24 protein-coding genes are annotated in these 25,021 nt (G+C 62.2%); 7 read left to right on the plus strand and 17 right to left on the minus strand.

Annotated elements, in window-relative coordinates; genetic code table 11:
- Positions 1-139: 139 nt before the first annotated feature.
- A complete protein-coding gene (locus tag V7787_RS25215) occupies positions 140-1,324 on the minus strand; it encodes an alkaline phosphatase family protein (protein WP_064493185.1) in 1,185 nt (394 codons plus the stop codon).
- Between the two features lie 139 nt (positions 1,325-1,463).
- Between V7787_RS25215 and V7787_RS25220 the strand changes: the two genes are divergently transcribed.
- The 4 genes from V7787_RS25220 to V7787_RS25235 all read left to right on the plus strand — a co-directional run bounded on the left by V7787_RS25220 (position 1,464) and on the right by V7787_RS25235 (position 4,328).
- Positions 1,464-2,114, plus strand: a complete 651-nt coding sequence (locus V7787_RS25220; RefSeq protein WP_010952159.1) for a FadR/GntR family transcriptional regulator — start codon at positions 1,464-1,466, stop codon at positions 2,112-2,114.
- 13 nt (positions 2,115-2,127) lie between these two features.
- Positions 2,128-3,408 carry a CynX/NimT family MFS transporter gene (locus V7787_RS25225; protein ID WP_336090013.1) on the plus strand — a complete coding sequence of 427 codons (1,281 nt, stop codon included), beginning with the start codon at positions 2,128-2,130 and terminating at the stop codon, positions 3,406-3,408.
- Positions 3,409-3,517: 109 nt separating this feature from the next.
- Positions 3,518-3,994, plus strand: coding sequence for a nuclear transport factor 2 family protein (locus V7787_RS25230; RefSeq protein ID WP_010952161.1), 477 nt, complete (start codon positions 3,518-3,520; stop codon positions 3,992-3,994).
- The gene (locus V7787_RS25235) at positions 3,987-4,328 is read left to right on the plus strand and encodes a GIY-YIG nuclease family protein (protein WP_064493187.1); all 342 of its coding nucleotides are present in this window, start codon (positions 3,987-3,989) and stop codon (positions 4,326-4,328) included. The genes V7787_RS25230 and V7787_RS25235 overlap by 8 nt, the downstream gene beginning before the upstream one ends.
- On the opposite strand, the gene yejK is transcribed toward V7787_RS25235, so the two are convergent.
- Positions 4,276-5,283, minus strand: coding sequence for a nucleoid-associated protein YejK (gene yejK / locus V7787_RS25240; RefSeq protein ID WP_010952163.1), 1,008 nt, complete (start codon positions 5,281-5,283; stop codon positions 4,276-4,278). The two genes, V7787_RS25235 and yejK, sit on opposite strands and share 53 nt — an antisense overlap.
- Before the next feature lie 369 nt (positions 5,284-5,652).
- Here yejK and V7787_RS25245 point away from each other — a divergent pair, with 369 nt between their 5' ends.
- Positions 5,653-5,934, plus strand: a complete 282-nt coding sequence (locus V7787_RS25245) for an HU family DNA-binding protein (protein ID WP_003255106.1) — start codon at positions 5,653-5,655, stop codon at positions 5,932-5,934.
- Positions 5,935-5,982: 48 nt separating this feature from the next.
- On the opposite strand, the gene rlmF is transcribed toward V7787_RS25245, so the two are convergent.
- The 5 genes from rlmF to V7787_RS25270 all read right to left on the minus strand — a co-directional run bounded on the left by rlmF (position 5,983) and on the right by V7787_RS25270 (position 12,484).
- Positions 5,983-6,936 carry a 23S rRNA (adenine(1618)-N(6))-methyltransferase RlmF gene (rlmF, locus tag V7787_RS25250; protein WP_010952165.1) on the minus strand — a complete coding sequence of 318 codons (954 nt, stop codon included), beginning with the start codon at positions 6,934-6,936 and terminating at the stop codon, positions 5,983-5,985.
- 178 nt (positions 6,937-7,114) lie between these two features.
- The gene (locus V7787_RS25255; RefSeq protein WP_336090014.1) at positions 7,115-9,961 is read right to left on the minus strand and encodes a valine--tRNA ligase; all 2,847 of its coding nucleotides are present in this window, start codon (positions 9,959-9,961) and stop codon (positions 7,115-7,117) included.
- A 179-nt stretch (positions 9,962-10,140) separates the two neighbouring features.
- Positions 10,141-10,506 (minus strand): DNA polymerase III subunit chi, encoded by a 366-nt coding sequence (locus tag V7787_RS25260; RefSeq protein ID WP_336090016.1) that lies wholly within the window; start codon positions 10,504-10,506, stop codon positions 10,141-10,143.
- Positions 10,507-10,511: 5 nt separating this feature from the next.
- Complete coding sequence (locus V7787_RS25265) at positions 10,512-10,940, minus strand: DNA polymerase III subunit chi (RefSeq protein WP_010952168.1); 429 nt, start codon at positions 10,938-10,940, stop codon at positions 10,512-10,514.
- Between the two features lie 50 nt (positions 10,941-10,990).
- Positions 10,991-12,484, minus strand: coding sequence for a leucyl aminopeptidase (locus tag V7787_RS25270; RefSeq protein WP_064493188.1), 1,494 nt, complete (start codon positions 12,482-12,484; stop codon positions 10,991-10,993).
- Between the two features lie 301 nt (positions 12,485-12,785).
- Here V7787_RS25270 and lptF point away from each other — a divergent pair, with 301 nt between their 5' ends.
- Positions 12,786-13,901 (plus strand): LPS export ABC transporter permease LptF, encoded by a 1,116-nt coding sequence (lptF, locus tag V7787_RS25275; RefSeq protein WP_004575655.1) that lies wholly within the window; start codon positions 12,786-12,788, stop codon positions 13,899-13,901.
- Positions 13,894-14,955, plus strand: a complete 1,062-nt coding sequence (gene lptG / locus V7787_RS25280; protein WP_010952171.1) for an LPS export ABC transporter permease LptG — start codon at positions 13,894-13,896, stop codon at positions 14,953-14,955. Before lptF ends, lptG begins: the two co-directional genes overlap by 8 nt.
- A 146-nt stretch (positions 14,956-15,101) precedes the next feature.
- Here lptG and V7787_RS25285 read toward each other — a convergent pair whose 3' ends face one another.
- The 10 genes from V7787_RS25285 to V7787_RS25330 form a co-directional block, all read right to left on the minus strand.
- A complete protein-coding gene (locus tag V7787_RS25285; RefSeq protein WP_003255094.1) occupies positions 15,102-15,590 on the minus strand; it encodes an RDD family protein in 489 nt (162 codons plus the stop codon).
- An 89-nt stretch (positions 15,591-15,679) separates the two neighbouring features.
- Positions 15,680-15,889 (minus strand): cold-shock protein, encoded by a 210-nt coding sequence (locus V7787_RS25290; RefSeq protein WP_014589840.1) that lies wholly within the window; start codon positions 15,887-15,889, stop codon positions 15,680-15,682.
- 357 nt (positions 15,890-16,246) lie between these two features.
- Positions 16,247-17,368, minus strand: a complete 1,122-nt coding sequence (gcvT, locus tag V7787_RS25295; RefSeq protein WP_104886634.1) for a glycine cleavage system aminomethyltransferase GcvT — start codon at positions 17,366-17,368, stop codon at positions 16,247-16,249.
- A gap of 27 nt (positions 17,369-17,395) precedes the next feature.
- Positions 17,396-18,772, minus strand: coding sequence for an L-serine ammonia-lyase (locus V7787_RS25300; protein ID WP_003255090.1), 1,377 nt, complete (start codon positions 18,770-18,772; stop codon positions 17,396-17,398).
- 150 nt (positions 18,773-18,922) lie between these two features.
- Positions 18,923-21,778 carry an aminomethyl-transferring glycine dehydrogenase gene (gene gcvP, locus V7787_RS25305; RefSeq protein WP_060546319.1) on the minus strand — a complete coding sequence of 952 codons (2,856 nt, stop codon included), beginning with the start codon at positions 21,776-21,778 and terminating at the stop codon, positions 18,923-18,925.
- An 11-nt stretch (positions 21,779-21,789) separates the two neighbouring features.
- The gene (gcvH, locus tag V7787_RS25310) at positions 21,790-22,173 is read right to left on the minus strand and encodes a glycine cleavage system protein GcvH (RefSeq protein WP_064493352.1); all 384 of its coding nucleotides are present in this window, start codon (positions 22,171-22,173) and stop codon (positions 21,790-21,792) included.
- Positions 22,174-22,476: 303 nt separating this feature from the next.
- Positions 22,477-22,944: a DoxX family protein gene (locus tag V7787_RS25315; protein ID WP_064493353.1), complete on the minus strand. Its 468-nt coding sequence runs from the start codon at positions 22,942-22,944 to the stop codon at positions 22,477-22,479.
- Complete coding sequence (locus tag V7787_RS25320; protein WP_104886632.1) at positions 22,937-23,710, minus strand: HvfC/BufC N-terminal domain-containing protein; 774 nt, start codon at positions 23,708-23,710, stop codon at positions 22,937-22,939. The genes V7787_RS25315 and V7787_RS25320 overlap by 8 nt, the downstream gene beginning before the upstream one ends.
- Entirely contained in the window at positions 23,707-24,540 is an 834-nt protein-coding gene (gene bufB / locus V7787_RS25325) for an MNIO family bufferin maturase (RefSeq protein WP_177413612.1), read from the minus strand. Before bufB ends, V7787_RS25320 begins: the two co-directional genes overlap by 4 nt.
- A gap of 16 nt (positions 24,541-24,556) precedes the next feature.
- Positions 24,557-24,844: a BufA1 family periplasmic bufferin-type metallophore gene (locus V7787_RS25330; RefSeq protein ID WP_010952179.1), complete on the minus strand. Its 288-nt coding sequence runs from the start codon at positions 24,842-24,844 to the stop codon at positions 24,557-24,559.
- Between the last annotated feature and the right edge of the window lie 177 nt (positions 24,845-25,021).

Raw genomic sequence — 25,021 nt, forward strand, 5'->3', positions numbered from 1 at the left:
TACCCGCGAATACGGTAGCGGCGGCAACGGTGAATGGCGGGTGGTAATTGGCCAGCAGGTCCGGCCCTTTCGCGGGTGAGCCCGCTCCTACGGGGGGGCGGGCACTTGAGGTACGACAGAGCTGTTGCTTCCCAAGGGATTAATAGCGGCGGTCTTCGATTACAAACGGCTTGGCTGCCGGCCTGTTGCGCACTGCCGCCGGTGTACCATCCAGTACCAGTGCATAATCGTTCTGCTTGTCCATCCCCTCCGGATCGGTCCATTGCTCGTCTCTGGCCGCAACCTGGGCAACCACATGGCCGTTCTTGATAATGGTCAGATAACCCTTGGCGTTACTGTTCCAGCGTAGCCGTCCTTTGTTTTCATCGGCCCGCGCCTTGCGCACGCCGGTATCACCCAGTAAAGGCGTGCCGTCCAATAGCCATTGCGGCTGCAGCTTGAGGCCCATGTGGCGCAGCACCGTGGGCGCTACCGAGGTCTGCGCGGGAAGCCCGTACAGACCGCCGGGCCCAGGCATTTCCACAGGAATGCTCAGCTCGGTCAGTTCCTGATTCAACGGTTTGTTGCTGGCGATGAAGATGCTCTTTTCCTGCTCCGAAGCGCCGCCATGGCCTTTGCCCCAATAGTCCCGGCCATGGTTGGTACTGACGAGTACCAGCCAGTCTTCCTGTGGGAACATGCGACGCCGCTGGTCTACCTTGTCCAACAGCCGCCCGATCTCGCTGTCGGCCTTGCGCAACGCCTGCGCATAGCGCTCACCATAACCCCTGTGATGGCCAATCTGGTCAGGTTCGTCCAGTTGAATGAACGTGAAATCAGCGGGTGTGTCGCCGAGGATCTGCAACGTTCGTTCAATCACTTGTTCATCTGGCAGACCACTTTCGCGTACATCGGCGCCATGGGCGTCCTCCAGCAGAAATGCCGTGTTGATGGTCGACCAGTTGACGATGCTGGAGAGATAGGCATTGGGGTAGGCCAGGCGTAGCCGCTTGAACAGGCTAGGAAACGCCGGGTTTACCCGTTGCGAGTCGTCGTCCGATTCAACGCCATGCTTGTTGCTCCACACGCCGGTCAGCAAAGTGATCCAGCCTGGGCCACTCAAGGTGGGTTGCTCGCTGGCTTTACCATTGATCCCCCCGGCGTAAGCCTTGCCGTAGTGCAGCCGCTGTTTCAGGTTGGTCGCATCGCCCAGTTGCAGGTACTGCTGCAATTGCACGCCGTCAAGGCCGATGAGCAAGGTTTTAGGGCGGCTCGGGTGCCGGGCCGGGTCACAGCCCGGCTGCAGGGCCAGGAACAGCAATAACAGCAAACTTGCCAGTCGCATGGGGTCGCATCCTTGAAAGCACGCAACGAGCGTTGCAACAAAGTGGCATGCCCACAACTGGCAGAAATACCAGGTGGTTTACCTCTTTGCCTGCAATCCAGTAAGCTGCATCAAATCGTCGGATGATTGGTTGAGTGGCATGAATACAGAGCTGACCAAGCGCTCCCTGGTGGAGTTGGCGGTAGAGCGCATGCGCGAATGCATCGTGCTGGGCGATTGGCAGGTCGGTCAGCGCCTGCCTACCGAGCCAGAGCTTGCCTTGCAGCTGGGCATCAGCCGCAACACCGTGCGTGAGGCCATGCGCGTGCTGGCGTTCAGTGGCCTGGTGGAAATTCGCCAGGGCGACGGCAGCTACCTGCGCACTGCCCAGGACCCGCTGCAGGCGGTGCACGCGATGTCCCGGTGTACGCCCGAGCAGGCCCGTGAAACCCGCCATATTCTCGAGGCGGAGGCCGTCGGGCTGGCGGCCTTGCGCCGTACCGATGCCGACCTGCAAGCGCTACGGGATGCCCTGGAAGGCAGTGCCGGGCATTTTCACGGCGATGTCGATGCCTATGTGGCCTGCGACCTGGTGTTCCACCAGCGGCTGGTCGATGCCGCCCACAACCCGGCATTAAGCGAGCTGTACCGTTACTTTTCCGGGGTCGTGGCTGCCGCGCTGCAACACAATATGGCCACCGTTCCGCGCTGCCAGGCCACGTTCGACTTGCATGGGCAGATCCTCGACGCCATCGAGCAACGTGACGCTGAACGGGCCAAGCGCCTGACCCGTATCCTCATTGAATCCTGAGACCGAGAAGGCCATGGCTGAATCCATCACCCGTAATTCCCCATCGAACGAGCGGGATCTCGATGAGCTGCTGATCGACGCTGAAGCGGACGACGAACAGGTCCAGCAGCAGGCTGTGGTGTTGCGGCGGCCCTGGCTGTTGCTGCTGGGCCTGGTGCTGGTGGCCTTGAACCTGCGCCCGGCATTGTCGAGCATGGCGCCGGTGCTGGGCCAAGTATCTCAAGGCTTGGGGCTGAATGCTTCACAGGCTGGCTTGCTGACCACCTTGCCGGTGCTCTGCCTGGGCCTGTTTGCTCCCTTGGCGCCGTTGCTGGCGCGGCGCTTTGGCAGCGAGCGGGTGATTCTTGGCATCCTCCTCACCCTGGCACTTGGCCTCGTGGTACGAAGTACCTTTGGGGCAATCGGGGTGTTCCTCGGCAGCCTGATGGCGGGGGCCAGCATCGGCATTATCGGCGTATTGTTACCCGGTATCGTCAAGCGCGACTTTCCACAGCACGCTGGCACGCTGACCGGTGTATACACCATGGCGTTATGCCTGGGCGCGGCCATGGCCGCAGGTGCCACCGTACCTTTGGCCCAGCATTTCGACGGCAGCTGGGCACTGGGGTTGGGCTTCTGGGTGCTGCCGGCTTTGCTGGCCATGCTGGTGTGGCTGCCACAGGCCCGTCAGGGGCATGGCCTGCACAAGGTGGCCTATCGCGTGCGAGGCTTGTGGCGTGACCCACTGGCCTGGCAGGTGACCCTGTATATGGGCCTGCAGTCATCACTGGCTTACATCGTGTTCGGTTGGTTGCCATCGATCCTGATCGGCCGCGGCCTCACCCCGACCGAGGCAGGGTTGGTGCTGTCAGGGTCGGTAATCGTGCAGTTGATCAGTTCGCTCAGTGCCCCCTGGTTGGCCACCCGCGGCAAGGACCAGCGGCTGGCAATCGTGGTGGTCATGTCGGGCACGCTGGCGGGGCTGTTCGGTTGCCTGTATGCGCCACTTTCCGGACTGTGGGGGTGGGCCATTGTGCTGGGCCTGGGGCAGGGCGGTACCTTTGCCCTGGCGCTGACCTTGATCGTGCTGCGCTCGAAGGACGCCCACGTTGCGGCGAACTTGTCGAGCATGGCCCAAGGGGTGGGTTATACCCTGGCCTCGATGGGGCCTTTTGCGGTGGGGCTGGTGCATGACCTGACCGGCGGCTGGACGGCACTGGGTTGGATTTTTGCGGTGCTGGGCGTTGGCGCCGTGGTGTTCGGGCTGGGTGCCGGGCGGGCGCTGCATGTGCAGGTGACCTGCGAAAAAGTCTGAGGCCTGTTTTAGCAGTCCCGTCCTCGTGCCTGCCAAGAGGGCGGGACTGGCATAAGCCACCGGGGCAGATTATCGTGCAGTTTTCGAACCTAGGACGGACCAGCCCCCAATGAGCGATGCCAACCGCGCCCTGATCACCCGTTTCTACCAGGCTTTCCAGCGCCTGGATGCCGACGCCATGCTGGCCTGCTACAGCGACGATATCGTTTTCAGCGACCCGGTGTTCGGCACCCTGCGCGGCAAGGACGCAGGCGATATGTGGCGGATGCTCACCACCCGCGCCAAGAACTTCACCCTGACATTCGACAGCATACGCGCAGATGAGCACAGTGGCAGCGCGCACTGGGTGGCTACCTACCTGTTCAGCCAGACCGGCCGTGTTGTGGTCAACGATATCCAGGCACGCTTTGTCATTCGTGATGGGCTGATTTGCCAGCATGACGACACCTTTGACCTGTGGCGCTGGTCGCGGCAAGCGTTGGGTGTTCCTGGAATGCTGCTGGGGTGGTCGCCGCTGATGCAGAACAAGGTCCGCCTGCAGGCATTCAAGGGGTTGCGCGCATTCCAGCAGGCCCAGGGTGAGTGAAGTCGTCGAACCTGCCGTTGGTAAGCCCTGGTTTGTCTATCTGGTAAGGGCTGCCAATGGCTCGTTGTATTGCGGCATCAGCGATGACCCGCAGCGTCGGTTCGCCGCGCATCAGAAAGGGCAGGGCGCCCGCTATTTCAAGACCAGCCCGGCCCAGGCGCTGGTGTATGTGGAGCAGTGGCCGGACAAGAGCGCGGCCCTGCGCCAGGAGCGGTTGGTGAAACGGCTGCGCAAGTCGGCGAAGGAGGCACTGGTGGCCTCCTTTGGCGGCTTGGGCGAAATCAGTCCTTGCGCCGCTTCAGCTGATCCACCAAGGTTGTCGGCAGCCCCTTGATGATCAAGGTCCCCGCCGCTTCGTCATACTCCACCTTGTCCCCCAGCAGATGTGCCTCGAAGCTGATCGACAGCCCCTCGGCACGCCCGGTGAAACGGCGGAACTGGTTGAGGGTGCGTTTGTCAGCAGGAATTTCCGGCGACAGGCCGTAGTCCTTGTTGCGGATGTGGTCGTAGAACGCTTTGGGGCGGTCTTCGTCGATCAGGCTGGACAGCTCTTCGAGCGTCACCGGCTCGCCCAGCTTGGTCTGGGTGGTGGCGTACTCGACCAGGGTCTGGGTCTTTTCGCGGGCGGATTCTTCCGGCAGGTCTTCGCTTTCGACGAAATCGCTGAAGGCCTTGAGCAGGGTGCGGGTTTCGCCCGGGCCGTCGACGCCTTCCTGGCAGCCGATGAAGTCGCGGAAGTAATCCGATACCTTCTTGCCGTTCTTGCCCTTGATGAACGAAATATACTGCCTGGAGTTCTGGTTGTTCTTCCACTCCGACAGGTTGATGCGTGCTGCCAGGTGCAGCTGGCCAAGGTCGAGGTGACGGGAAGGGGTCACGTCGAGCTGGGCATTCACCGCCACGCCTTCGCTATGGTGCAGCAGGGCGATCGCCAGGTACTCGGTCATGCCTTGCTGATAGTGGGCAAACAGGATGTGGCCGCCGGTGGACAGGTTGGACTCTTCCATCAGCTTCTGCAGATGCTCGACAGCCACGCGGCTGAAGGCGGTGAAGTCTTTTTCTTCATCCAGGTACTGCTTCAGCCAGCCGCTCAGCGGGTAGGCGCCCGATTCGCCGTGGAAAAAGCCCCAGGCCTTGCCTTGCTTGGCGTTGTAGCTGTCATTGAGGTCGGCCAGGAGGTTTTCGATGGCATCGGAGGCAGCCAGTTCGGAGTCGCGAGCATGCAGTACGGCGGGGCTGCCATCGGGCTTTTTGTCGATCAGGTGAACGATGCAATGACGGATTGGCATGGAATTCTCGGCGAGCTGCAAAAGTTGCCAAGTTTAACCTAGACCTGAGGTGATGCAGTGGCCGTATGTTGGCAGATATGTCGGTTGTTCGTTTTTTGTTCAATTTTGTGTGTTTTCAGCTGAAACCCCCGAAAAACCTGCATTTAATCAAAGTGCGAAGCGGATATTTATCCATTCATGTGGTAGTTTTGCGCGGTCTTGCGCCCCTCGTGTGCGCATTGCTGGCAGCAAGCTTTCGTCGTGTCGAACCAAACGCCGATTTTCGTATCTACATACGCAATTGGCGCGGCCCTCCATTTCAAGGGGCTGGCCCGATAACGTCGTAGTCCGCTGCTTAACCATCGAATTTGATAGGGAAGGAACACCACCATGGCATTGACCAAAGACCAACTGATTGCCGACATCGCCGAATCGATCGCCGCGCCAAAAGCCACCGCCAAGAACGCTCTGGAGCAACTGGGCCAGATCGTTGCTGACCAACTGGAAAACGGCGCTGAAATCACTCTGCCAGGCATCGGCAAGCTGAAAGTCTCCGAGCGTCCTGCCCGTACCGGCCGCAACCCTTCGACTGGCGCTGCCATCGAAATCGCTGCCAAGAAAGTCGTCAAGTTCGTTCCAGCCAAAGTGCTGACCGACGCCATCAACAAGTAATTGTTGCTTTGACGAAACCGCGCCCGGCTTGCCCGGGCGCGGTTTTTTTCATGCCTGTGATTTACGCTGGGCGTGCCAGGCCTGGCGTGCGGCGTCGTCAAGGAAGCTCCAGGCGACCATGCGGCTCTGTTTCTGCCCCTGGCCCATCTCAATGATGCGTACGGCCTTGGCGCCGGACTTCTTCAACGCGGCTTCGATGCCCGGCAGGTTGCTGGCCTTGGACACCAGGCTGGTGAACCAAAGTACCCGTTCGGCGTACTGTACGCTTTCGCCGATCAGCTGGGTGACAAAGCGGATTTCGCCACCCTCGCACCACAGTTCATTGTTCTGGCCACCGAAGTTCAGCACGGGCAGCTTGCGTTTGGGATCCTGTTTGCCGAGGTTCTTCCATTTGCGCTGGCTGCCGCGGGTGGCTTCGTCGCGTGAGGCATGGAAGGGCGGGTTGCACAGGGTCAGGTCGAAGCGTTCGCCCTCCTGCAGCAGGCCGCTGAGGATGTGCGCTCGGTTGGCCTGCTGGCGCAGGGTAATGGCTTTGCCCAGGCCATTGGCCTGGACGATAGCCTTGGCCGAGGCCAGCGCCACCGGGTCGATGTCCGAGCCGAGGAAGCGCCAGCGGTAGTCACTGTAGCCCAGCAGTGGATAGATGCAGTTGGCCCCCACGCCGATGTCCAGCGCGCGCACTTGGGCACCCCTTGGGACGTCGCCGGCATTGTCATCGGCCAACAGATCGGCTGCTACGTGGATGTAGTCGGCACGGCCAGGAATGGGCGGGCACAGGTAATCGGCTGGGATGTCCCAGTGCTGGATGCCGTACTGGGCCTTGAGCAGTGCACGGTTGAACACGCGGACGGCTTCGGGGTTGGCAAAGTCGATGCTGGGCTTGCCGTGGGGGTTGGTGATGGTGAAACGGGCCAGATCAGGGTGGGCCTTGATCAGGCTGGGGAAGTCGTAGCGACCCTGGTGGCGGTTGCGCGGGTGCAGGGTGGGTTTGTTCGGGGTCATGGCAGTGTCCAGCCCTATACGAGCGGTGGCTTGAAGACCCTGGGGCTGCTACGCAGCCCTTTCGCGACACAAGGCCGCTCCCACAGGGTGGTGGCGCCTTGAAGGTTGGCGCCGTCCTGTGGGAGCGGCCTTGTGTCGCGAAAGGGCCGTGCAGCGGCCCCAACGGTCTCTCTAGTGATTACAGCGCTGCAATCCGCGCATGCTGCTCGGTGAAGTTGGCCAGGGCCTGTTCGGACTCGGCCAGCTTGGCGCGTTCCTTCTCGATCACCGCAGGCGGGGCCTTGTCGACGAAGGCTGCGTTGGACAGCTTGCCGCCAACACGTTGCACTTCACCTTGCAGACGCTGGATTTCCTTGTTCAGGCGCGCCAGCTCGGCATCCTTGTCGATCAGCCCGGCCATTGGCACCAGCACTTGCAGGTCACCCACCAGGGCGGTAGCGGACAGCGGCGCTTCGTCGGCATCACCCAGTACGGTGAACGACTCGACCTTGGCCAGCTTCTTCAGCAGCGCTTCGTTTTCCTGCAGTCGGCGCTGGTCGTCGGCATTGGCGTTCTTCAGGAACAGCGGCAGTGGCTTGCCGGGGCCGATGTTCATTTCGGCGCGGATATTGCGCAGGCCGACCATCAACTCTTTCAGCCACTCGATGTCGCCTTCGGCAGCGGCGTCAATGCGCGCTTCGTTGGCCACTGGCCATGGCTGCAGCATGATGGTCTTGCCGTCGATGCCGGCCAGCGGCGCGATGCGCTGCCAGATTTCTTCGGTGATGAACGGCATGAACGGATGCGCAAGACGCAGTGCCACTTCCAGTACGCGCACCAGGGTGCAGCGGGTGCCGCGGGCGCGCTCTACCGGGGCGTTTTCGTCCCACAGTACCGGTTTGGACAGCTCCAGGTACCAGTCGCAGTACTGGTTCCAGATGAACTCGTACAGCGCCTGGCTGGCCAGGTCGAAGCGGAACTGCTCCAGCTGGCGGGTTACTTCGGCTTCGGTACGCTGAAGCTGCGAGATGATCCAGCGGTCGGCCAGCGACAGCTCGTAGGCTTCGCCGTTCTGGCCGCAGTCTTCGCCCTTGTCCAGCACGTAGCGGGCAGCGTTCCAGATCTTGTTGCAGAAGTTGCGGTAGCCTTCGACGCGGCCCATGTCGAACTTGATGTCGCGGCCTGTCGAGGCCAGCGAGCAGAAGGTGAAGCGCAGGGCGTCGGTGCCGTAGCTGGCAATACCTTCGGGGAACTCGGCCTTGGTCTGCTTGGCGATCTTCTCGGCAAGCTTGGGCTGCATCATGCCGCTGGTGCGTTTTTCCAGCAGGGCGTCGAGGGTGATGCCGTCGACGATGTCCAGCGGGTCCAGCACGTTGCCCTTGGACTTGGACATCTTCTGGCCTTGGCCATCACGTACCAGGCCGTGCACGTACACGGTCTTGAACGGTACCTGCGGGGTGCCGTCTTCGTTCTTGATCAGGTGCATGGTCAGCATGATCATGCGCGCAACCCAGAAGAAGATGATGTCGAAGCCAGTCACCAGCACGTCGGTGGAGTGGAACTTCTTGAGGAATTCGGTCTGTTCCGGCCAGCCCAGGGTGGAGAATGTCCACAGGCCCGAGCTGAACCAGGTGTCGAGTACGTCGTCATCCTGACGCAGGACCACGTCGGCGCCCAGCTTGTGCTTGGTGCGCACTTCTTCCTCGTTGCGGCCAACGTAGACCTGGCCGGCCTCGTCGTACCACGCAGGAATGCGATGGCCCCACCACAGCTGGCGGCTGATGCACCAGTCCTGGATATCGCGCATCCAGGAGAAGTACATGTTCTCGTATTGCTTGGGCACGAACTGGATGCGGCCATCTTCCACGGCGGCGATGGCAGGCTCTGCCAGCGGCTTGGTGGAAACGTACCACTGGTCGGTCAGCCACGGCTCGATGACCGTGCCGGAGCGGTCGCCTTTCGGCACTTTCAGGGCGTGGTCGTCGATGCTGACCAGCAGGCCCTGGGCGTCCAGGTCGGCGACGATCTGCTTGCGCGCGACAAAGCGGTCAAGGTTGGCGTACTGGGCCGGCAGCTGGGTGTCGACCTGCTCGTTAACGCTGCCGTCGAGGTTGAAGGCCTGGGCGCTGGCCAGCACGAAGGCGTTCTTGTCGAAGATGTTCAGCAGCGGCAGGTTGTGACGCTTGCCGACTTCATAGTCGTTGAAGTCGTGGGCCGGGGTGATCTTCACGCAACCGGTACCGAACTCGGGGTCGCAGTAGTCATCGGCGATGATCGGGATGCGGCGGCCGACCAACGGCAGTTCGACGAATTTGCCGATCAGTGCCTGATAGCGTTCGTCGTTCGGGTTGACGGCCACGGCAGCGTCACCCAGCAGGGTTTCCGGACGCGTGGTGGCAACTACCAGGTAGTCCTGGCCTTCGGCGGTCTTGGCACCGTCGGCCAGCGGGTAGCGCAGGTTCCACAGGTGGCCTTTCTCGTCGTGGTTTTCCACTTCGAGGTCGGAGATGGCTGTGTGCAGCTTGGTATCCCAGTTGACCAGGCGCTTGCCGCGGTAGATAAGGCCGTCTTCATGCAGGCGCACGAACGCTTCTTTTACCGCTTCGGAGAGGCCGTCGTCCATGGTGAAGCGCTCGCGGCTCCAGTCAACCGACGAGCCCAGGCGGCGAATCTGGCGGCTGATGTTGCCACCGGACTGATCCTTCCATTCCCAGACTTTTTCCAGGAACTTTTCGCGGCCCAGGTCATGACGGTTCTGGCCTTTGGCTTCAAGTTGGCGCTCGACCAGCATCTGCGTGGCGATACCCGCGTGATCGGTGCCTGGCTGCCACAGGGTGTCGCGGCCTTGCATGCGGCGGAAACGGATCAGGGCGTCCATGATCGCGTTGTTGAACCCGTGGCCCATGTGCAGGCTGCCGGTTACGTTCGGCGGCGGGATCATGATGGTGTAGGACTCGCCTGCACCTTGTGGAGCGAAATAGTTCTCGGACTCCCAGGTGTTGTACCAGGAAGTTTCGATTGCGTGCGGCTGGTAGGTCTTATCCATGCGCGGCGGGACCCTGTGCATTTATTCGGGAAAGCCGGGAAGTATAACCAAGCTGGGGGCCGCAGGCGACAAGCTGCTGACAACTGTCGGAACAGTGTCGCCTGCGTCGCGGGCAAAGCGCAGGCTTCGAACCTGTGGGAGCGGGCGCGCCCGCGAAGCAGGCGACACCGTTGCCGGTTCTACTCGGAACGCTTGATCAGCCGCTCGATCCGCGCATCCAGCCGGCGCTTGATTTCGTTCTCGATATGCGGGGTAAAGTCGTTGATCACGTCCTGCATGATCATCTGCGCTGCGGCGCGCAGCTCGCTTTCCAGGTGCAGCAGGGTGTCCTGGCGGCGGGTCTGCGGGTCGTCCTCGGGTTCGGCAGCTACCGGTTCGGCGAGCGCCGCGGGGTCGCTGGCGGCTTCGTCCAGCAGCAACGGAATCTGCTCTACCGTCTCGGTGAGCAGTGGCGGTTGCAGGTCGGCGTCGCCAAGCAGCTGACGGATCGACTCGAGGTCATCGAGCAGATGGGCGGAATCGGGCAAAGGGGAGGGCTTGTCCATCGTCGTCAAAGTCGCTGTAAGCGGTGGTCTTGCAGAGCATAGCCCTGTTCGCGGTAGAAACGGAATCGCTCACGGGCTGATTGGCGGATAGCCGGCTCTTCAACAACGATTTCGGCCACCCGCTCGAACTGCCCGACAAAGCCCGGCACGCTGGCGCCGAGGTTGATCAGCAGACCGTGGTGCTCGCCGGCGTTGTCAGCCAGGCCCAGAACCACGTCAGCATCGGCATGCACCTCGGCGAGGTCGTGGGGCACGAAGGCCTCGCCCTTGAAGCGCCACAGGCGTTGGTCCAGTTCACTGCGCTGTTCGGCATCCTGGCAGTGCAGATAGACCCGGTGGCCGAGGCGCCAGGCCTTCTCGCACAGCTTGCAGGCGAAATCGAGCCGCGCCGACAGCGAGTCGGTGGGCAGAATGTAGAAGTCGACTTTGCTCATGGTGGGAATCGCCGGCCGGTGGCGCGCAAGGCACCACCGGCTTCACGGCTTCAGGCGCCAGCGCGGTCCAGCAGGTACTGGGTCAGCAGAGGTACCGGGCGGCCAGTGGCGCCTTTGTCCTTGCCGCCACTGACCCAGGCGGTACCGGCAATGTCCATGTGCGCCCAGTTGTAGGCTTTTGCGAAGCGCGACAGGAAGCAACCCGCGGTGATCGTACCGGCCTTCGGCCCACCGATGTTGCCCATGTCGGCGAACGGGCTGTCCAGTTGCTCCTGGTATTCCTCGAACAGCGGCAACTGCCAGGCACGGTCGTCGGCGCGCTTGCCGGCATCGAGCAACTGCCCGACCAGGTCGTCGTTATTGCCCATCAGGCCGGAGGTGTGGCTGCCCAGGGCGACGATGCAGGCGCCGGTCAGGGTGGCGATGTCGATGACCGCCTGCGGCTTGAAGCGCTCGGCGTAGGTCAGGGTGTCGCACAGCACCAGACGGCCTTCAGCGTCGGTGTTGAGGATTTCCACGGTCTGGCCGCTCATGGTGGTGACGATGTCACCTGGGCGGGTGGCACCGCCGCTTGGCATGTTCTCGGCGCAGGCCAGCAGGCACACCAGGTTGATCGGCAGTTGCAGCTCGAGCACTGCACGCAGGGTGCCGAACACGCTGGCGGCGCCGCACATGTCGTACTTCATTTCATCCATGCCGGCGCCTGGCTTGAGGCTGATGCCGCCGGTGTCGAAGGTAATGCCTTTACCCACCAGCACGAATGGCTTGTCGGCCTTTTTGCCGCCCTGGTAATTGAGCACGATCAGGCGTGGCGGCTGGTCGCTGCCCTGGCCCACGGCGTAGAACGCGCCCATGCCCAGGTCCTTGATCTTTTTCTCGTCCAGCACTTCAACCTTGAGGGCCTTGTGCGCCTTGCCCAGCTCCTTGGCCTGTTCGGCCAGGTAGCTTGGGTGGCAAAGGTTGGGCGGCAGGTTGCCGAGGTCGCGGGTGAAGGCCATGCCGCTGGCGATGGCGCTGGCATGCTTGATCGCACGCTCGACTTCGGCCTGGCCGGCTTTGTCGGCCAGCAGGGTGACCTTTTTCAGCGCGCGCGGCTCTGCTTTCTGGCTCTTGAAACGGTCGAACACATATTCGCCGTCCAGCAGGGTTTCGGCCAGCAGGCGGTACTTGCCGTAATGGGCGTCGCGGTTGCTGACCGCGATATCGTCCAGGGCCAGTACTGCGTCAGCGCCGTTCAGGCCCTTGAGCACGCCAGCGACACTGGCCACCAGTTTGCGCCAGGCGCGGTCGCCCAGGGCTTCTTCCTTGCCGCTGCCCACCAGCAGCACGCGCTCGGCCTTCAGGCCCGGAAGGTTCTGTAGCAGCAGGGTCTGGCCCGGCTTGCCGGCCAGGTCGCCGCGCTTGAGCACGGCGCTGATGGCGCCTTCGCAGGCCTGGTCGACAGCCTGGGCAACAGCGCCGAGCTTGCGGTTTTCACCTACCGGAAGGACCAGTGTGGCGGTTTTTACGGATGCAGCAGCTACGCTTTTTACAACCAGTTCCATGTCAGGATCCCCGAATGATCGATACGTATGGCGCTGTGTGTTCCAGCGCTCTGGACGGGCCTGGCCGCGTCGTCGCGCACCAGCGGAAAAGCTGCCAGTTTGAGCCTGTGGCAAGCGTGCTGACAACCCCGATGTGCGCCTTCGTACGCGGCCAAGTGACAGGGGCGGTCAATCACAGGATAATGCGCGCACTTTACATGGAGGTTCGCCTTTGGCGAACCGGCATTGGTCTTGGATGTACTAAGTCATTGTTTGGCGCCATTGCATGGCAGTCCGCCCTGACAACCCAGGAGTGTCTGGTTTGATCGTCTTTCGTTATCTGTCCCGCGAGGTCCTGGTCACCTTGAGCGCCGTCAGCGCTGTGCTGTTGGTGATCATCATGAGCGGGCGCTTCATCAAGTACCTGGCCCAGGCTGCCCAGGGCGTGCTCGACCCGGGCGTGTTGTTCCTGATCATGGGCTTCCGCTTGCCAGGCTTCCTGCAACTGATCCTGCCTCTGGGGCTGTTCCTCGGCATCCTCCTGGCTTACGGGCGCCTGTACCTGGAAAGCGAGATGACCGTGCTGTCGGCCACAGGCATGAGCCAGCAGCGCCTGCTGGGCATGACCATGGCGCCGGCTGCCCTGGTTGCCCTGCTGGTGGCCTGGCTGAGCCTGAGCCTGGCCCCCCTGGGCGTTGCCCAGGTGCAGCAGATCATCAGCCAGCAGGATGCCCTGACCGAGTTCGACACCTTGGTGCCGGGCCGCTTCCAGACCTTGCGTGATGGCTCGCGGGTAACCTATACCGAGCAACTGTCGGATGACCGCATCAATCTGGGCGGGGTGTTCATCTCCGAGAAGCGCTTCAACCAGGACAAGACCAAGGACCGCGCCCCCTCGGTGCTGGTCGCCGAGAAAGGCCACCAGGAAATCCAGGCCGACGGCAACCGCTACCTGGTGCTGGAAAACGGTTACCGCTACGACGGCAACCCGGGCCAGGCCGACTACCGCGCCATCAAGTACGACACCTACGGCGTGCTGCTGCCCAAGCCGGAAGTCGCCGAGGAAGTGACCGAGCGCGAAGCGCTTCCCACCTCCGAACTGATCGGCAAGGAGGGCCTGCGTGAGCGCGCCGAGCTGCAATGGCGGTTGTCGCTGCCGATCCTGGTGTTCGTCGTCACCCTGCTGGCGGTGCCACTGTCGCGGGTCAACCCGCGCCAGGGCCGCTTCCTCAAGCTGCTGCCGGCAATTCTTCTGTACATGGCCTACCTGACAATGCTGATTTCCGTACGCGGCGCCCTCGAGAAGGGCAAACTGCCGATCGCCCTGGGCATGTGGTGGGTCCACGGCCTGTTCCTGCTGATCGGCCTTGGCCTGATGTACTGGGAGCCGCTGCGCCTCAAACGTGCCGCCCGCCGTGCGGAGGTGGCCCATGGCTAAGCTCGATCGCTACATCGGCCAGAGCGTGCTGCTGGCCATCCTGGCCGTGCTGGGGATCATCCTCGGCCTGGCTTCGCTTTTCGCCTTCATCGATGAAATGGGCGACCTGAGTGACACCTACACGGTGATGGAAGCGGGCAACTTTGTCCTGCTTACCGCACCTCGGCGGCTGTATGAAATGCTGCCAATGGCCGCCCTGATCGGTTGCCTGATCGGCCTGGGCAGTCTGGCCAGCAGCAGCGAGCTGACCATCATGCGTGCGGCAGGCGTGTCCATCGGCCGTATCGTCTGGGCGGTGATGAAGCCGATGCTGGTGCTGATGCTGGTGGGGCTGCTGATTGGCGAATATGTGGCACCGGTGACCGAGAACAAGGCCCAGGCCGACCGTTCCCTGGCCCAGGGTGGTGGTGAAGCACAAAGCTCCAAACGTGGCATGTGGCACCGCCAGGGCGAGGAGTACGTGCACATCAACGCCGTACAGCCCGATGGCCTGCTGCTGGGCGTGACCCGCTACCGCTTCGACAGCGAGCGCAAGATTGTCACCTCGAGCTTTGCCCGCCGTGCGCAGTACCAGAACGACCACTGGCTGCTCGCCGATGTGCGTACCACCTACTTCCGTGGCGACCACACCGAGGTGGTCAACGCGCCGGAGGAGCGCTGGGATGTTTCGCTTACGCCAGAACTGCTCAATACTGTGATCCTCGCGCCAGAGTCGCTTTCGATTACCGGGTTGTGGGATTACATCCACTACTTGTCTGATCAGGGCCTGAACAACTCCCGCTACTGGCTGGCGTTCTGGACCAAGGTGCTGCAGCCGATGGTAACGGCGGCCCTGGTGCTGATGGCGATCTCGTTCATCTTTGGCCCGCTGCGTTCGGTAACCCTTGGTCAGCGCGTGTTCACGGGTGTACTGGTGGGCTTCGTGTTTCGCATTGGCCAGGACCTGCTTGGGCCTTCGAGCCAGGTATTTGGCTTCCCGCCGCTGCTGGCGGTGGTGATACCGGCGGGCATCTGTGCCTTGGCCGGTGTGTGGTTGTTGCGCCGGGCAGGGTAATAGCCTGAGCTGCACAAGAAAGCCGACCGCAGGGTCGGCTTTTTCGTGGGTGTTGATCTGGCCAGGCCCGTTCGCGGGTAAACCCGCGCCTACAGGTACCACGCAGGCATCAGGAAAGGGCCCGAAGGCAACTCCAATCCTCTGGCTTATTTCTTCTGCTTCGGCACCCGCACCAGCTGGCTTTCCGAATAAATGTCATGCCAACCGCGCTTGCGCTTGTCGATCAGCACCCAGAAAAAACCCAGCCCCAGGCACAGCCACGAGGCGATCGACACGACGAACCGCAACAGCGCCTGCCACAGGCTGATGGCCGAGCCATCGGCATTCTGCACCCGAACGCCCCATACCTGCATACCCAGCGTCTGCCCGCCGTGGGTCCAGAACTTGGCAAAGAAGCCGAACAGGGCAAACAGCAATACCGTAGACAGCAATGGGTCGCCATCCAGTGCGCCGGCCTCGGTCAGCTCGCGCATGCGTGCTTCGCCGATGATCGACATCTGAATCATCTTGTAGGCGCCGGCGGTCACGATCAGCAGTGCGGTGCACAGTAAGAAGTCATAGAACATCGCTGCCAGGCGCCGGCCCAGGCCGACCGGTGGAAAATCCCCCTGGGGAGTGAGTAGAGGCTTGGACATGCAGGACGCTCCAAAAGACGAGCCCACTATTCTACGGGCAAAAAAAAGCCCCTGCACTTGGCAGGGGCTTTTCAAAGTCTGGCGCTGGATCAGACAGGTTGAACCTTGTCAGCCTGCATGCCTTTCTGGCCTTGGACTGCTTCGAAGGTGACTTGCTGGCCTTCTTTCAGGCTCTTGAAGCCGTTGCCTTCGATAGCGCGGAAGTGAACGAAGAGATCCGGACCGCTTTCTGGGGTGATGAAGCCGTAACCTTTTTCGTCATTGAACCACTTGACGGTACCCTTCTGACGCTCAGCCATTGTCTTATTTCCTATGAAACTTAAATTTTGATGACAGTTACTTTCGCACTTTTTTGTAAGCGAAAGATTACTGGGCTGGGTTGCAGGAAGTAAGAGACGTCGAACGGGTTGTAGCAAATCTCGGCTACTGGCCCAGGTCACGAACTGTTGCGACCCATGCAAACACAGTGCAGTGACTCTACGCCAACTCCCGAGCGAAAAACAAGCCCTTGGTCGTATGGAAAACTGGCGGCTTGCCGATAACCGACCGATTTGTCGGAAACGGCATGGCGCCTGGCCTGGCGCCATGTTCAAAAGTTATTGGGCAGGTTCGAAAACGAATATGTCTATGCTGCCAAAAACCTTCACAAAGCCGTTTCAGCCACGGTAGTAACGTGGTGTCACGAAAGGCATTTTACTGACTTTCAAGGCCACCTTCTTTCCACGCACCACGGCAAACAGTGCGGTGTCGAGTGCAGCATGTTCACTATCGATATAACCCATGGCGACAGGGGCAGCGAGTGTCGGGCCAAAGCCCCCGCTGCACACTTTACCCACCGGTTTATCGTTTGCGTCGACAATGTCCGCACCTTCACGAACAGGCGTACGCTCCTGCGGCAACAGGCCGACACGTTTGCGCGCAACACCATCGCGCACGTGGGCGAAGATCGCCTCGGCACCCGGGAAGCCGGCAGCACGTGCACCGTCGGCACGGCGCACCTTGGAAATTGCCCACAGCAGGCTGGCTTCGACCGGCGTAGTCTCGCTGTTCATGTCGTGGCCATACAGGCACAGGCCAGCTTCCAGGCGCAGCGAGTCGCGTGCGCCCAAGCCGATCGGCTGTACTTCCGGCTCGGCCAGCAGGCGGCGGGCCAAGGCGTCGGCAGCGTTGACCGGTACCGAGATCTCGTAGCCGTCTTCGCCGGTGTAGCCCGAGCGGCTTACGAAGCAGTCCACACCCAGCAGTTTTACCCGGCGGAACTGCATGAAGGTCATGCCGGCCACTTCTGGAGCCAGTCGTTCCAGCACCTTGACTGCAGCCGGGCCTTGCAGGGCGAGCAGGGCACGCTCCTCGAACAGCGGCTGCACCTCGCAACGGCTGCCGATGTGGGTTTGCAGGTGAGCCAGGTCCTGCTCCTTGCAGGCGGCGTTGACGACCAGGAACAGGGTGTCCTCGCCCAGGTTGGCAACCATCAGGTCGTCGAGAATGCCGCCTTGCTCATTGGTGAACATGGCATAGCGCTGCATGCCCACCGGCAGGTCGATGATGTCCACCGGTACCAGGCTTTCCAGCGCCTTGGCGGCGTCAGCGCCACGCAGAATGATCTGGCCCATGTGCGAGACGTCGAACAGGCCGGCCTGCTCGCGGGTGTGCAGGTGTTCCTTGAGCACGCCCAGCGGGTACTGCACCGGCATGTCGTAGCCGGCGAACGGCACCATGCGTGCACCCAGTTCCAGATGTAGGGCATGCAGTGGGGTCTTGAGCAGTGTTTCGGACATCGATGACTCCTTGCTGTCATTGTCGGGTCAACATTCGATGATGTTGACGGCCAGGCCGCCACGGGCGGTCTCTTTGTATTTGCTTTTCATGTCGGCGCCGGTCTGGCGCATGGTGCGGATGACCTTGTCCAGCGACACGTAGTGCTGCCCGTCGCCGCGCAGGGCCATGCGTACCGCGTTGATGGCCTTCACCGAGCCCATCGCATTGCGCTCGATACAGGGCACCTGTACGAGGCCGCCGATCGGGTCGCAGGTCAGGCCCAGGTTGTGTTCCATGCCTATTTCGGCGGCGTTCTCCACCTGCTGCACGCTGCCGCCCATCACTTCGCACAGCGCCCCGGCGGCCATCGAGCAGGCGACGCCGACCTCGCCCTGGCAGCCCACTTCGGCGCCGGAGATGGAGGCGTTTTCCTTGTACAGGATGCCGATGGCTGCGGCGGTGAGCAGAAAGCGCACCACCCCGTCCTCGCTGGCCCCCGGGACGAAGCGCATGTAGTAGTGAAGGACTGCCGGGACGATGCCCGCTGCGCCGTTGGTAGGGGCGGTGACCACACGACCGCCGTAGGCGTTTTCCTCGTTCACCGCCAAGGCGTAGAGGTTGACCCAGTCGAGCACAGACAGGGCGTCACGCAGGCTGGCTTCCGGGTGGCCGCTCAGTTGGCGGTACAGGGCCGGCGCGCGGCGTTTGACCTTGAGCCCTCCCGGTAATATGCCCTCATGCTGGCAACCTGCCGCGACGCAATCTTGCATCACCTGCCAGATGCGCAGCAGCCCGGCCCGGGTTTCTGCTTCTGGGCGCCAGGCGGACTCGTTGGCCAGCATCACCTGGCTCACCGACAGGTCATGCGCGGTGCAGTGGCCGAGGAGCGCCTTGGCGGTCTTGAACGGATAGGCCAGCACCGTGGTGTCTTCGACGATGCGGTCATGGCCGGCAGCGTCCTCGTCGACCACGAAACCACCGCCTACCGAGTAATACTCGCGGCTTCGGATTTGCAGGCCTGCGTCGTCGAAGGCGCGAAATATCATGCCGTTGGGGTGGTAGTCCAACGGCTTGCGGATCATCGCCAGGTGCTGCTTTTCGATGAACGCAATGCTGTGTTCGCCCAGCAGGTTGATGCGTCCGCTGTCGCGGATGACCTGCAGGCGGGCGGGAATGCTGTCGGTGTCGATAATGTCCGGGTGTTCGCCTTCAAGGCCCAGCAGCACGGCTTTGTCACTGCCGTGGCCTTTGCCTGTGGCGCCCAGTGAGCCATACAGCTCGGCTTTGACGCTGGCGGTGCGGGCCAGCAGGCCGTCACGGCGCAGCCCTTCGGCAAACCGCGCAGCGGCGCGCATCGGGCCGACCGTGTGGGAGCTGGAGGGGCCGATGCCGATCTTGAACAGGTCGAAGACGCTCAGTGACATGTGGACCTCCTGCCAGGTTGTTGGGTGGACATTGAGCCCTGTAGGCGCGGGTTTACCCGCGAATGCGGCGATATAGCCACCATCGCATTCGCGGGTAGACCCGCGCCTACACAGAGCCCGCCACCCAAGCCAGGTGGCGGGGAGGGGCTATCAGGCGTCCTGATAGCTCTCGATCGACGGACAGGCGCACACCAGGTTGCGGTCGCCGAACACGTTGTCGACGCGGCCGACCGGCGGCCAGTACTTGCCTTCCACCAGGCTCGCCAGGGGGTATACCGCCTGCTCGCGGCTGTAGCCATGGGTCCATTCGCCAACCAGCTCAGCCGCAGTGTGCGGTGCGTTTTTCAGCGGGTTGTCGTCCTTGTCCAGGCTACCGTCCTCCACCGCGCGGATTTCTTCGCGGATCTGGATCATTGCGTTGCAGAAGCGGTCCAGTTCTTCTTTGGACTCGCTTTCGGTCGGTTCGATCATCAGCGTGCCAGCCACCGGGAAGGACATGGTCGGGGCGTGGAAGCCGAAGTCGATCAACCGCTTGGCCACGTCGTCGACACTGATGCCGCTGGTGTCCTTCAGTGGGCGCAGGTCGAGAATGCACTCGTGAGCCACCAGGCCGTTACCGCCGGTATACAGAACAGGATAGTGCTCTTCCAGGCGGCGGGCGATGTAGTTGGCGTTGAGGATTGCCATCTGCGAGGCACGTTTGAGGCCGGCACCGCCCATCATGCGGATATACATCCATGTGATTGGCAGGATGCTGGCGCTACCGAACGGCGCAGCGCATACCGCGCCCTGGGTGTTTTCCAGCTGTGCATGGCCTGGCAGGAACGGCGCCAGGTGCGACTTGACGCCAATCGGGCCAACACCCGGGCCACCACCACCGTGCGGGATGCAGAAGGTCTTGTGCAGGTTCAGGTGGGAAACGTCGCCGCCGAACTTGCCTGGCGCGCACAGTCCGACCATGGCGTTCATGTTGGCGCCATCGATGTACACCTGGCCGCCGTTGTCGTGGATGATCGCGCAGATTTCGCCGATCGCTTCCTCGAACACGCCGTGGGTCGACGGGTAGGTGATCATGATTGCGGCCAGGCGCTCGCGGTGCTCGATGGCTTTGGCGCGCAGGTCCTCGACATCGACGTTGCCACGGGCGTCACAGGCGGTAACCACGACACGCATGCCAGCCATGTGTGCGGTGGCCGGGTTGGTGCCATGGGCCGACGACGGGATCAGGCAGATATCGCGATGGCCTTCACCACGGCTGCGGTGGTAGGCGCGGATCGCCAACAGCCCGGCGTATTCGCCCTGCGAGCCGGCGTTGGGCTGCAGCGACACGGCATCATAGCCAGTGGCCGCGCACAGCATGGCCTCCAGTTCGGTGGTCATCTGCAGGTAGCCCTGGCTCTGCTCGGCCGGAGCGAACGGGTGCAGGTTGCCGAACTCGGCCCAGGTGACCGGGATCATTTCGCTGGCGGCGTTCAGCTTCATGGTGCAGGAGCCCAGCGGGATCATGCTGCGGTCCAGCGCCAGGTCCTTGTCGGCCAGGCGGCGCAGGTAGCGCATCAGCTCGGTTTCGCTGTGGTAGCGGTTGAACACCGGGTGTTCGAGGATGGCCGACTGGCGCAGCAGGGCGGCAGGCAGCAGGGAACCGGTGCTGGCGGCCAGTGCGGTGAAATCAGGCTGTGCCTGCTCGCCACCCAACAGCTGCCACAGCGACTCGACGTCAGCCTGAGTGCTGGTTTCGTCCAGGGACAGGCCCACATGGGCGGCATCGATCTGGCGCAGGTTGATGCCCTGGGCGCGTGCCTTGTCATGCAGGCTGGCGGTGGCAGTGCCGGTGGCCAGGGTCAGGGTATCGAAGGCGCTGGCGCCCACCACTTGTACGCCCAGCGCCTTCAGGCCGGCGGCGAGGATCGCGGTCAGGGCGTGGGTGCGCTCGGCAATGCGCTTGAGGCCGGCAGGGCCGTGGTACACGGCGAACATGCTGGCGATGTTGGCCAGCAGCACCTGGGCGGTGCAGATGTTGCTGGTGGCCTTTTCGCGGCGGATGTGCTGCTCGCGGGTCTGCATGGCCAGACGCAGGGCGGTTTTGCCGAAGCGGTCGATCGACACGCCGACCAGGCGGCCAGGCATGTCGCGCTTGAACGCGTCGCGGGTGGCGAAGTAAGCCGCGTGCGGGCCACCGAAGCCCAGTGGCACGCCGAAGCGCTGGGCGCTGCCGATGGCCACGTCGGCGTCGAATTCGCCCGGTGGGGTCAGCAGGGTCAGGGCCAGCAGGTCTGCCGCTACGGCGACCAGGGCGTTGGCCGCGTGGAAGCGCTGCACGACCTCGCGGTAGTCGAACACTTCACCGTTGCTGGCAGGGTATTGCAGCAGGGCGCCGAAGAAGGCGCTGACATCGCCCAGCTCGCGCTCGTCGCCAACCACAACCTCGATACCCAGCGGCTCGGCACGGGTGCGCAGCACGTCGAGGGTTTGCGGGTGACAGTGCACGGAGGCGAAGAAGGCATGGCTGGACTTGTTCTTCGACAGGCGCTTGCAGAAGGTCATGGCCTCGGCCGCAGCAGTGGCTTCGTCGAGCAAGGAGGCGTTGGCGATCGGCAGGCCGGTGAGGTCGCTGATCAGGGTCTGGAAGTTCAGCAGCGCTTCCAGGCGGCCTTGGGAAATTTCTGGCTGATACGGGGTGTAGGCGGTGTACCAGGCCGGGTTTTCCAGCAGGTTGCGCAGGATCGGTGCCGGAGTGTGGGTGTTGTAGTAGCCCTGGCCGATGTAGCTTTTGAACAGCTGGTTCTTGCTGGCGATGGCCTTGAGTGCGGCGAGTGCGTCGGCCTCGCTCTGGCCGTCGTGCGAGCCAAGCACGCTGGTGCCTTTGATGCTGTCGGGGATGACCGCAGCGGTCATGGCGTCCAGCGAGTCGAAGCCCAGTGCAGTGAGCATGGCCTGTTCGTCAGCGGCGCGCGGGCCTATGTGACGGGCGATGAATTCGTTGGCGGTGCCGAGGTTGATGGTCATGGCGGGATTCCTCAGGCGTCGTCGTTGGCTTTGAGCAGGCGGTCGTAGGCGTCCTGGTCGAGCAGCGCGGTTACCGCTTCTACATCGGCAGGGATGAAGCGGAAGAACCAGCCTTCGCCCATCGGGTCTTCGTTGACCAGTTCCGGGCTGTCTTCGAGCTGGCCGTTGACCTCGACCACTTCACCCGTCAGTGGCATGTACACGCCGCTGGCGGCCTTGACCGATTCAACGGTGGACGCTTCGTTGCCTTTCTCATACTGCTGCAACTCTGGCAGTTGCACGAAAACCACGTCGCCAAGGGCATTCTGGGCGTAGGCGGTGATGCCCACGGTGACGCTGCCATCGGCTTCGACGCGCAGCCATTCGTGATCTTCAGTGAAACGCAACTCGCTCATGGGGAATCCTCGGGAAGCAGGGCGTTGGGGGCGCGGTGGCGCCGCGCTCTTAGGGTAGGATTCCCTTAGCAATAATGCGGCCAACCTATAAAACTTCTTATTTATCAATAGATTACGTAAATTGTCGGAGAAGCCGTATTTTTCGTGTGGAATGATATCGTTACAGGTGCCTATGGGAGGAAAAGGGTTTGAGCATCAAACCCTTGTGCACCCACGGCGAGGAGGGTGTGTATCGTTTTCGCTACGACGTAGCGAAAACGATACATGTGGTGCCTGGACAGCCGAGGTGCCAATGGCCTTCGGTCATCTCACTTTCAGCAGATGATCCAGCGAAAACGCGCCGGCACCTCGGGCAACCAGGAGCAGCAAGAGCCCTGCCCAGGTCAGGTGGGTGGGCCACGCATCGGGGTAGACGAACACTTCGATCACCAACGTCATGCCCAGCAGTGCCAGCGCCGATAGCCGGGTCATCAGCCCGAGCACCAGCAATAGCGGGAACAAGTGCTCAGCGTAGGCGGCCAGGTGCGCTGCAAGCCAGGGCGAGAGTAGAGGCACCGCGTACTCGGTGCGGAACAGCTCATAGGTGCCGGGTGTAAGGGTGAGGAAACCCTCCACTTTGGTGCGTCCGGAGAGAAAGAATATCGAGGCGATCCCGAACCGGGCGACCAGGCACAACAGGTCATCGCTCAAACGGCGCTCGAGGCTCTGTGCAACGTGGTTCCAGGCGCGCCGCAGGCTGCTGGCCGGAGGTGTGAAATCGGCACTAGCCATGGTGGTGTTCTCCTGTGAAGGCGAGTGAGCGAAAAGCCTGGGCCGTCATCAGGCGCCCGAGCATCTCGGTGAAATCCAGGTCGGTTTCAGCGTGTCGCGCCAGGTCCGAGGCCTGCATCAGCGACTGTCCGGCAGCACAGGCCTTGAGGAACGCATGGCCACCTTTTCCCAGTGGCTGGTGGCATACGCCATCAGCGGTGCCGACAAACAGCACCCCTTCGCCCACCCATGGCTGGTCATCGGGCCAGGCAACCTGCTCGCGGGCGCAGCGCCACAGGGTGTACACAGGGTGCGCTTCGCACCAGTACCAGCGAGCACTGGCACGGGGGTGCAAGCAACCGTGATCAAGATCGCTGGGGGTCATGCCTGCCAGTTCGACAAGGTTCAGGCACGTTTCGTACGGCGCACTGAAGGCTTCTGTCCAACGCAGGTCCAGGCGAGCGACTTCTGCCAGATACGGCACAGCGTGCTGTGACTGAATGTCTTCGAGGAAATCCGGGAAGGTCGCGCCGTAGCAGATCAACCGGGGATCGCTGGGGGGGAATTGCCGCGCATAGATTGCCGCGGTCTCATCCATCCAGGTGCGCCCGACGAGTGTGCACACGCTCGGAAAGTTTGCGCGCAGCGCATCCACGCAGCCGGCCAACACCGTGTTGCGATAAACCGCGAACGCCGCTTGTTCGGTCACGCCCGAAAGCTGGGGAGCGGGACGGGAATAGAGTGCCTCGATGAACGCTTGCTGGAACTGACCAAGGGAAAGGTTCATGGCAATACACCTGGGCAAGTCATGATCGACTGTGCAATGGACCGTTCAGCAAGCAGTTCGGTGAACGGGGGAAGCTTGTCGTCACGTTCAATGAGGGTCGGGCGCGGGCCTACACGGGAAACCAGTTTGCGGTACAGCGCCCATACAGGCTCGGCCACCTGCGCATCATGAGAGTCGATCAACAGGCTGCCTTGGTCATCGTTGCTGTGCCCGGCCAGATGAACTTCTGTGATGGCTTGCGCTGGAAAGCGATCCAGGTAGGCAGTTGCCGAGAACCCCAGATTGTGAGCGCTCACGTAGACGTTGTTGATGTCCAGCAACAGACCACAACCGGTGCGACGTGTCAGTTCGCCAAGAAAGTCGATCTCGTCCCAGTCATGGCCCTGCAGCTGCAAATAATGACTGGGGTTTTCGATGGATATCCGCCGGCCCAAAACCTCCTGGCATCGCTGGATGTTTTCAGCGATGCGCTGCAGAGCTTCGTTGCTGCGCGGAAATGGCAGCAGGTCTGGATGGTAGTGCCCCTGCCAGGTTGACCAGGCCAGGTGCTCTGATACCAGTACCGGTTCGGTCTGATCGCACAGTGCGCGCAGACGCTGCAGATGGTCCTGATCGGGAGCCGCGTCAGCCGCAAGCGAAAGTGCCACACCATGCAATGAGACCGGGTGCCGCTCTGCGATTCGGTTCAGCCAGGCAAGGCGAGGGCCACCGACCATGTAGTTCTCCGGGTGAACTTCAAACCAGAGCCCTTCGAGATTGCACGCCAGCGCCTGGTCGTAGTGCTCGGCCTTCAGGCTGACTCCGGCGCCCATTCGTGCGTCTGTGTTCATGGTCGGTTTCCCCTGATCAAGACTTGATAGGTGTCAGCGAGCCCATGCCGGCGGGTGTCTTGATCGATGTGCAGGTGCCGGCGGGGACGTTTTTCCAGTGCATGCCGTCGTAGTCCTTCTTCGCACTGCCGGCGCAGCTGGTGCCGGCACCGGCCTTGCAATCGTTCTTTCCTGCCATGGCGACGCCGTAGCATTTTTCCATGGCAGCGCCATTGCCTGCGGGTTGCGTGCTGTCGGCCGCCATGGCGGCGCCTGCAAGCGTGGCAAGCGCGAGTGCTGCGGTGGTGAGGGCGAGGGTTTTCATGGTCAATCTCCTGAGAGTGTGGCCGTGGTCTATACCGGCGGCTCATGGAGTAGTTCGTGCCTTGCGTAAAACGGGTTACAGCCTTGGAAGAAATTTTTTCAGGGCGAGTCTTCACGACCTGATGTTGAAGCCAAGGGCATGGCATATTTGCAGCACCTGCGTGCCACACGGCGGGAG

It is taken from the genome of Pseudomonas sp. CGJS7 (genome assembly GCF_036961695.1).

What these genes read in the sequence shown, in the direction of transcription:
- V7787_RS25225 (WP_336090013.1), top strand. Translation starts at nt 2,128, where the DNA reads ATGGCTGAATCCATCACCCGTAATTCCCCATCGAACGAGCGGGATCTC.
- bufB (WP_177413612.1), bottom strand. Translation starts at nt 24,540, where the DNA reads ATGAACACAGACGCACGAATGGGCGCCGGAGTCAGCCTGAAGGCCGAG.
- gcvH (WP_064493352.1), bottom strand. Translation starts at nt 22,173, where the DNA reads ATGAGCGAGTTGCGTTTCACTGAAGATCACGAATGGCTGCGCGTCGAA.
- V7787_RS25215 (WP_064493185.1), bottom strand. Translation starts at nt 1,324, where the DNA reads ATGCGACTGGCAAGTTTGCTGTTATTGCTGTTCCTGGCCCTGCAGCCG.
- gcvT (WP_104886634.1), bottom strand. Translation starts at nt 17,368, where the DNA reads ATGTCCGAAACACTGCTCAAGACCCCACTGCATGCCCTACATCTGGAA.
- V7787_RS25300 (WP_003255090.1), bottom strand. Translation starts at nt 18,772, where the DNA reads ATGTCACTGAGCGTCTTCGACCTGTTCAAGATCGGCATCGGCCCCTCC.
- V7787_RS25330 (WP_010952179.1), bottom strand. Translation starts at nt 24,844, where the DNA reads ATGAAAACCCTCGCCCTCACCACCGCAGCACTCGCGCTTGCCACGCTT.
- V7787_RS25265 (WP_010952168.1), bottom strand. Translation starts at nt 10,940, where the DNA reads ATGAGCAAAGTCGACTTCTACATTCTGCCCACCGACTCGCTGTCGGCG.
- gcvP (WP_060546319.1), bottom strand. Translation starts at nt 21,778, where the DNA reads ATGACCATCAACCTCGGCACCGCCAACGAATTCATCGCCCGTCACATA.
- V7787_RS25260 (WP_336090016.1), bottom strand. Translation starts at nt 10,506, where the DNA reads ATGGACAAGCCCTCCCCTTTGCCCGATTCCGCCCATCTGCTCGATGAC.
- rlmF (WP_010952165.1), bottom strand. Translation starts at nt 6,936, where the DNA reads ATGACCCCGAACAAACCCACCCTGCACCCGCGCAACCGCCACCAGGGT.
- V7787_RS25320 (WP_104886632.1), bottom strand. Translation starts at nt 23,710, where the DNA reads ATGAACCTTTCCCTTGGTCAGTTCCAGCAAGCGTTCATCGAGGCACTC.
- V7787_RS25315 (WP_064493353.1), bottom strand. Translation starts at nt 22,944, where the DNA reads ATGGCTAGTGCCGATTTCACACCTCCGGCCAGCAGCCTGCGGCGCGCC.
- yejK (WP_010952163.1), bottom strand. Translation starts at nt 5,283, where the DNA reads ATGCCAATCCGTCATTGCATCGTTCACCTGATCGACAAAAAGCCCGAT.
- V7787_RS25230 (WP_010952161.1), top strand. Translation starts at nt 3,518, where the DNA reads ATGAGCGATGCCAACCGCGCCCTGATCACCCGTTTCTACCAGGCTTTC.
- lptG (WP_010952171.1), top strand. Translation starts at nt 13,894, where the DNA reads ATGGCTAAGCTCGATCGCTACATCGGCCAGAGCGTGCTGCTGGCCATC.
- V7787_RS25245 (WP_003255106.1), top strand. Translation starts at nt 5,653, where the DNA reads ATGGCATTGACCAAAGACCAACTGATTGCCGACATCGCCGAATCGATC.
- V7787_RS25220 (WP_010952159.1), top strand. Translation starts at nt 1,464, where the DNA reads ATGAATACAGAGCTGACCAAGCGCTCCCTGGTGGAGTTGGCGGTAGAG.
- V7787_RS25255 (WP_336090014.1), bottom strand. Translation starts at nt 9,961, where the DNA reads ATGGATAAGACCTACCAGCCGCACGCAATCGAAACTTCCTGGTACAAC.
- V7787_RS25270 (WP_064493188.1), bottom strand. Translation starts at nt 12,484, where the DNA reads ATGGAACTGGTTGTAAAAAGCGTAGCTGCTGCATCCGTAAAAACCGCC.
- V7787_RS25290 (WP_014589840.1), bottom strand. Translation starts at nt 15,889, where the DNA reads ATGGCTGAGCGTCAGAAGGGTACCGTCAAGTGGTTCAATGACGAAAAA.
- V7787_RS25285 (WP_003255094.1), bottom strand. Translation starts at nt 15,590, where the DNA reads ATGTCCAAGCCTCTACTCACTCCCCAGGGGGATTTTCCACCGGTCGGC.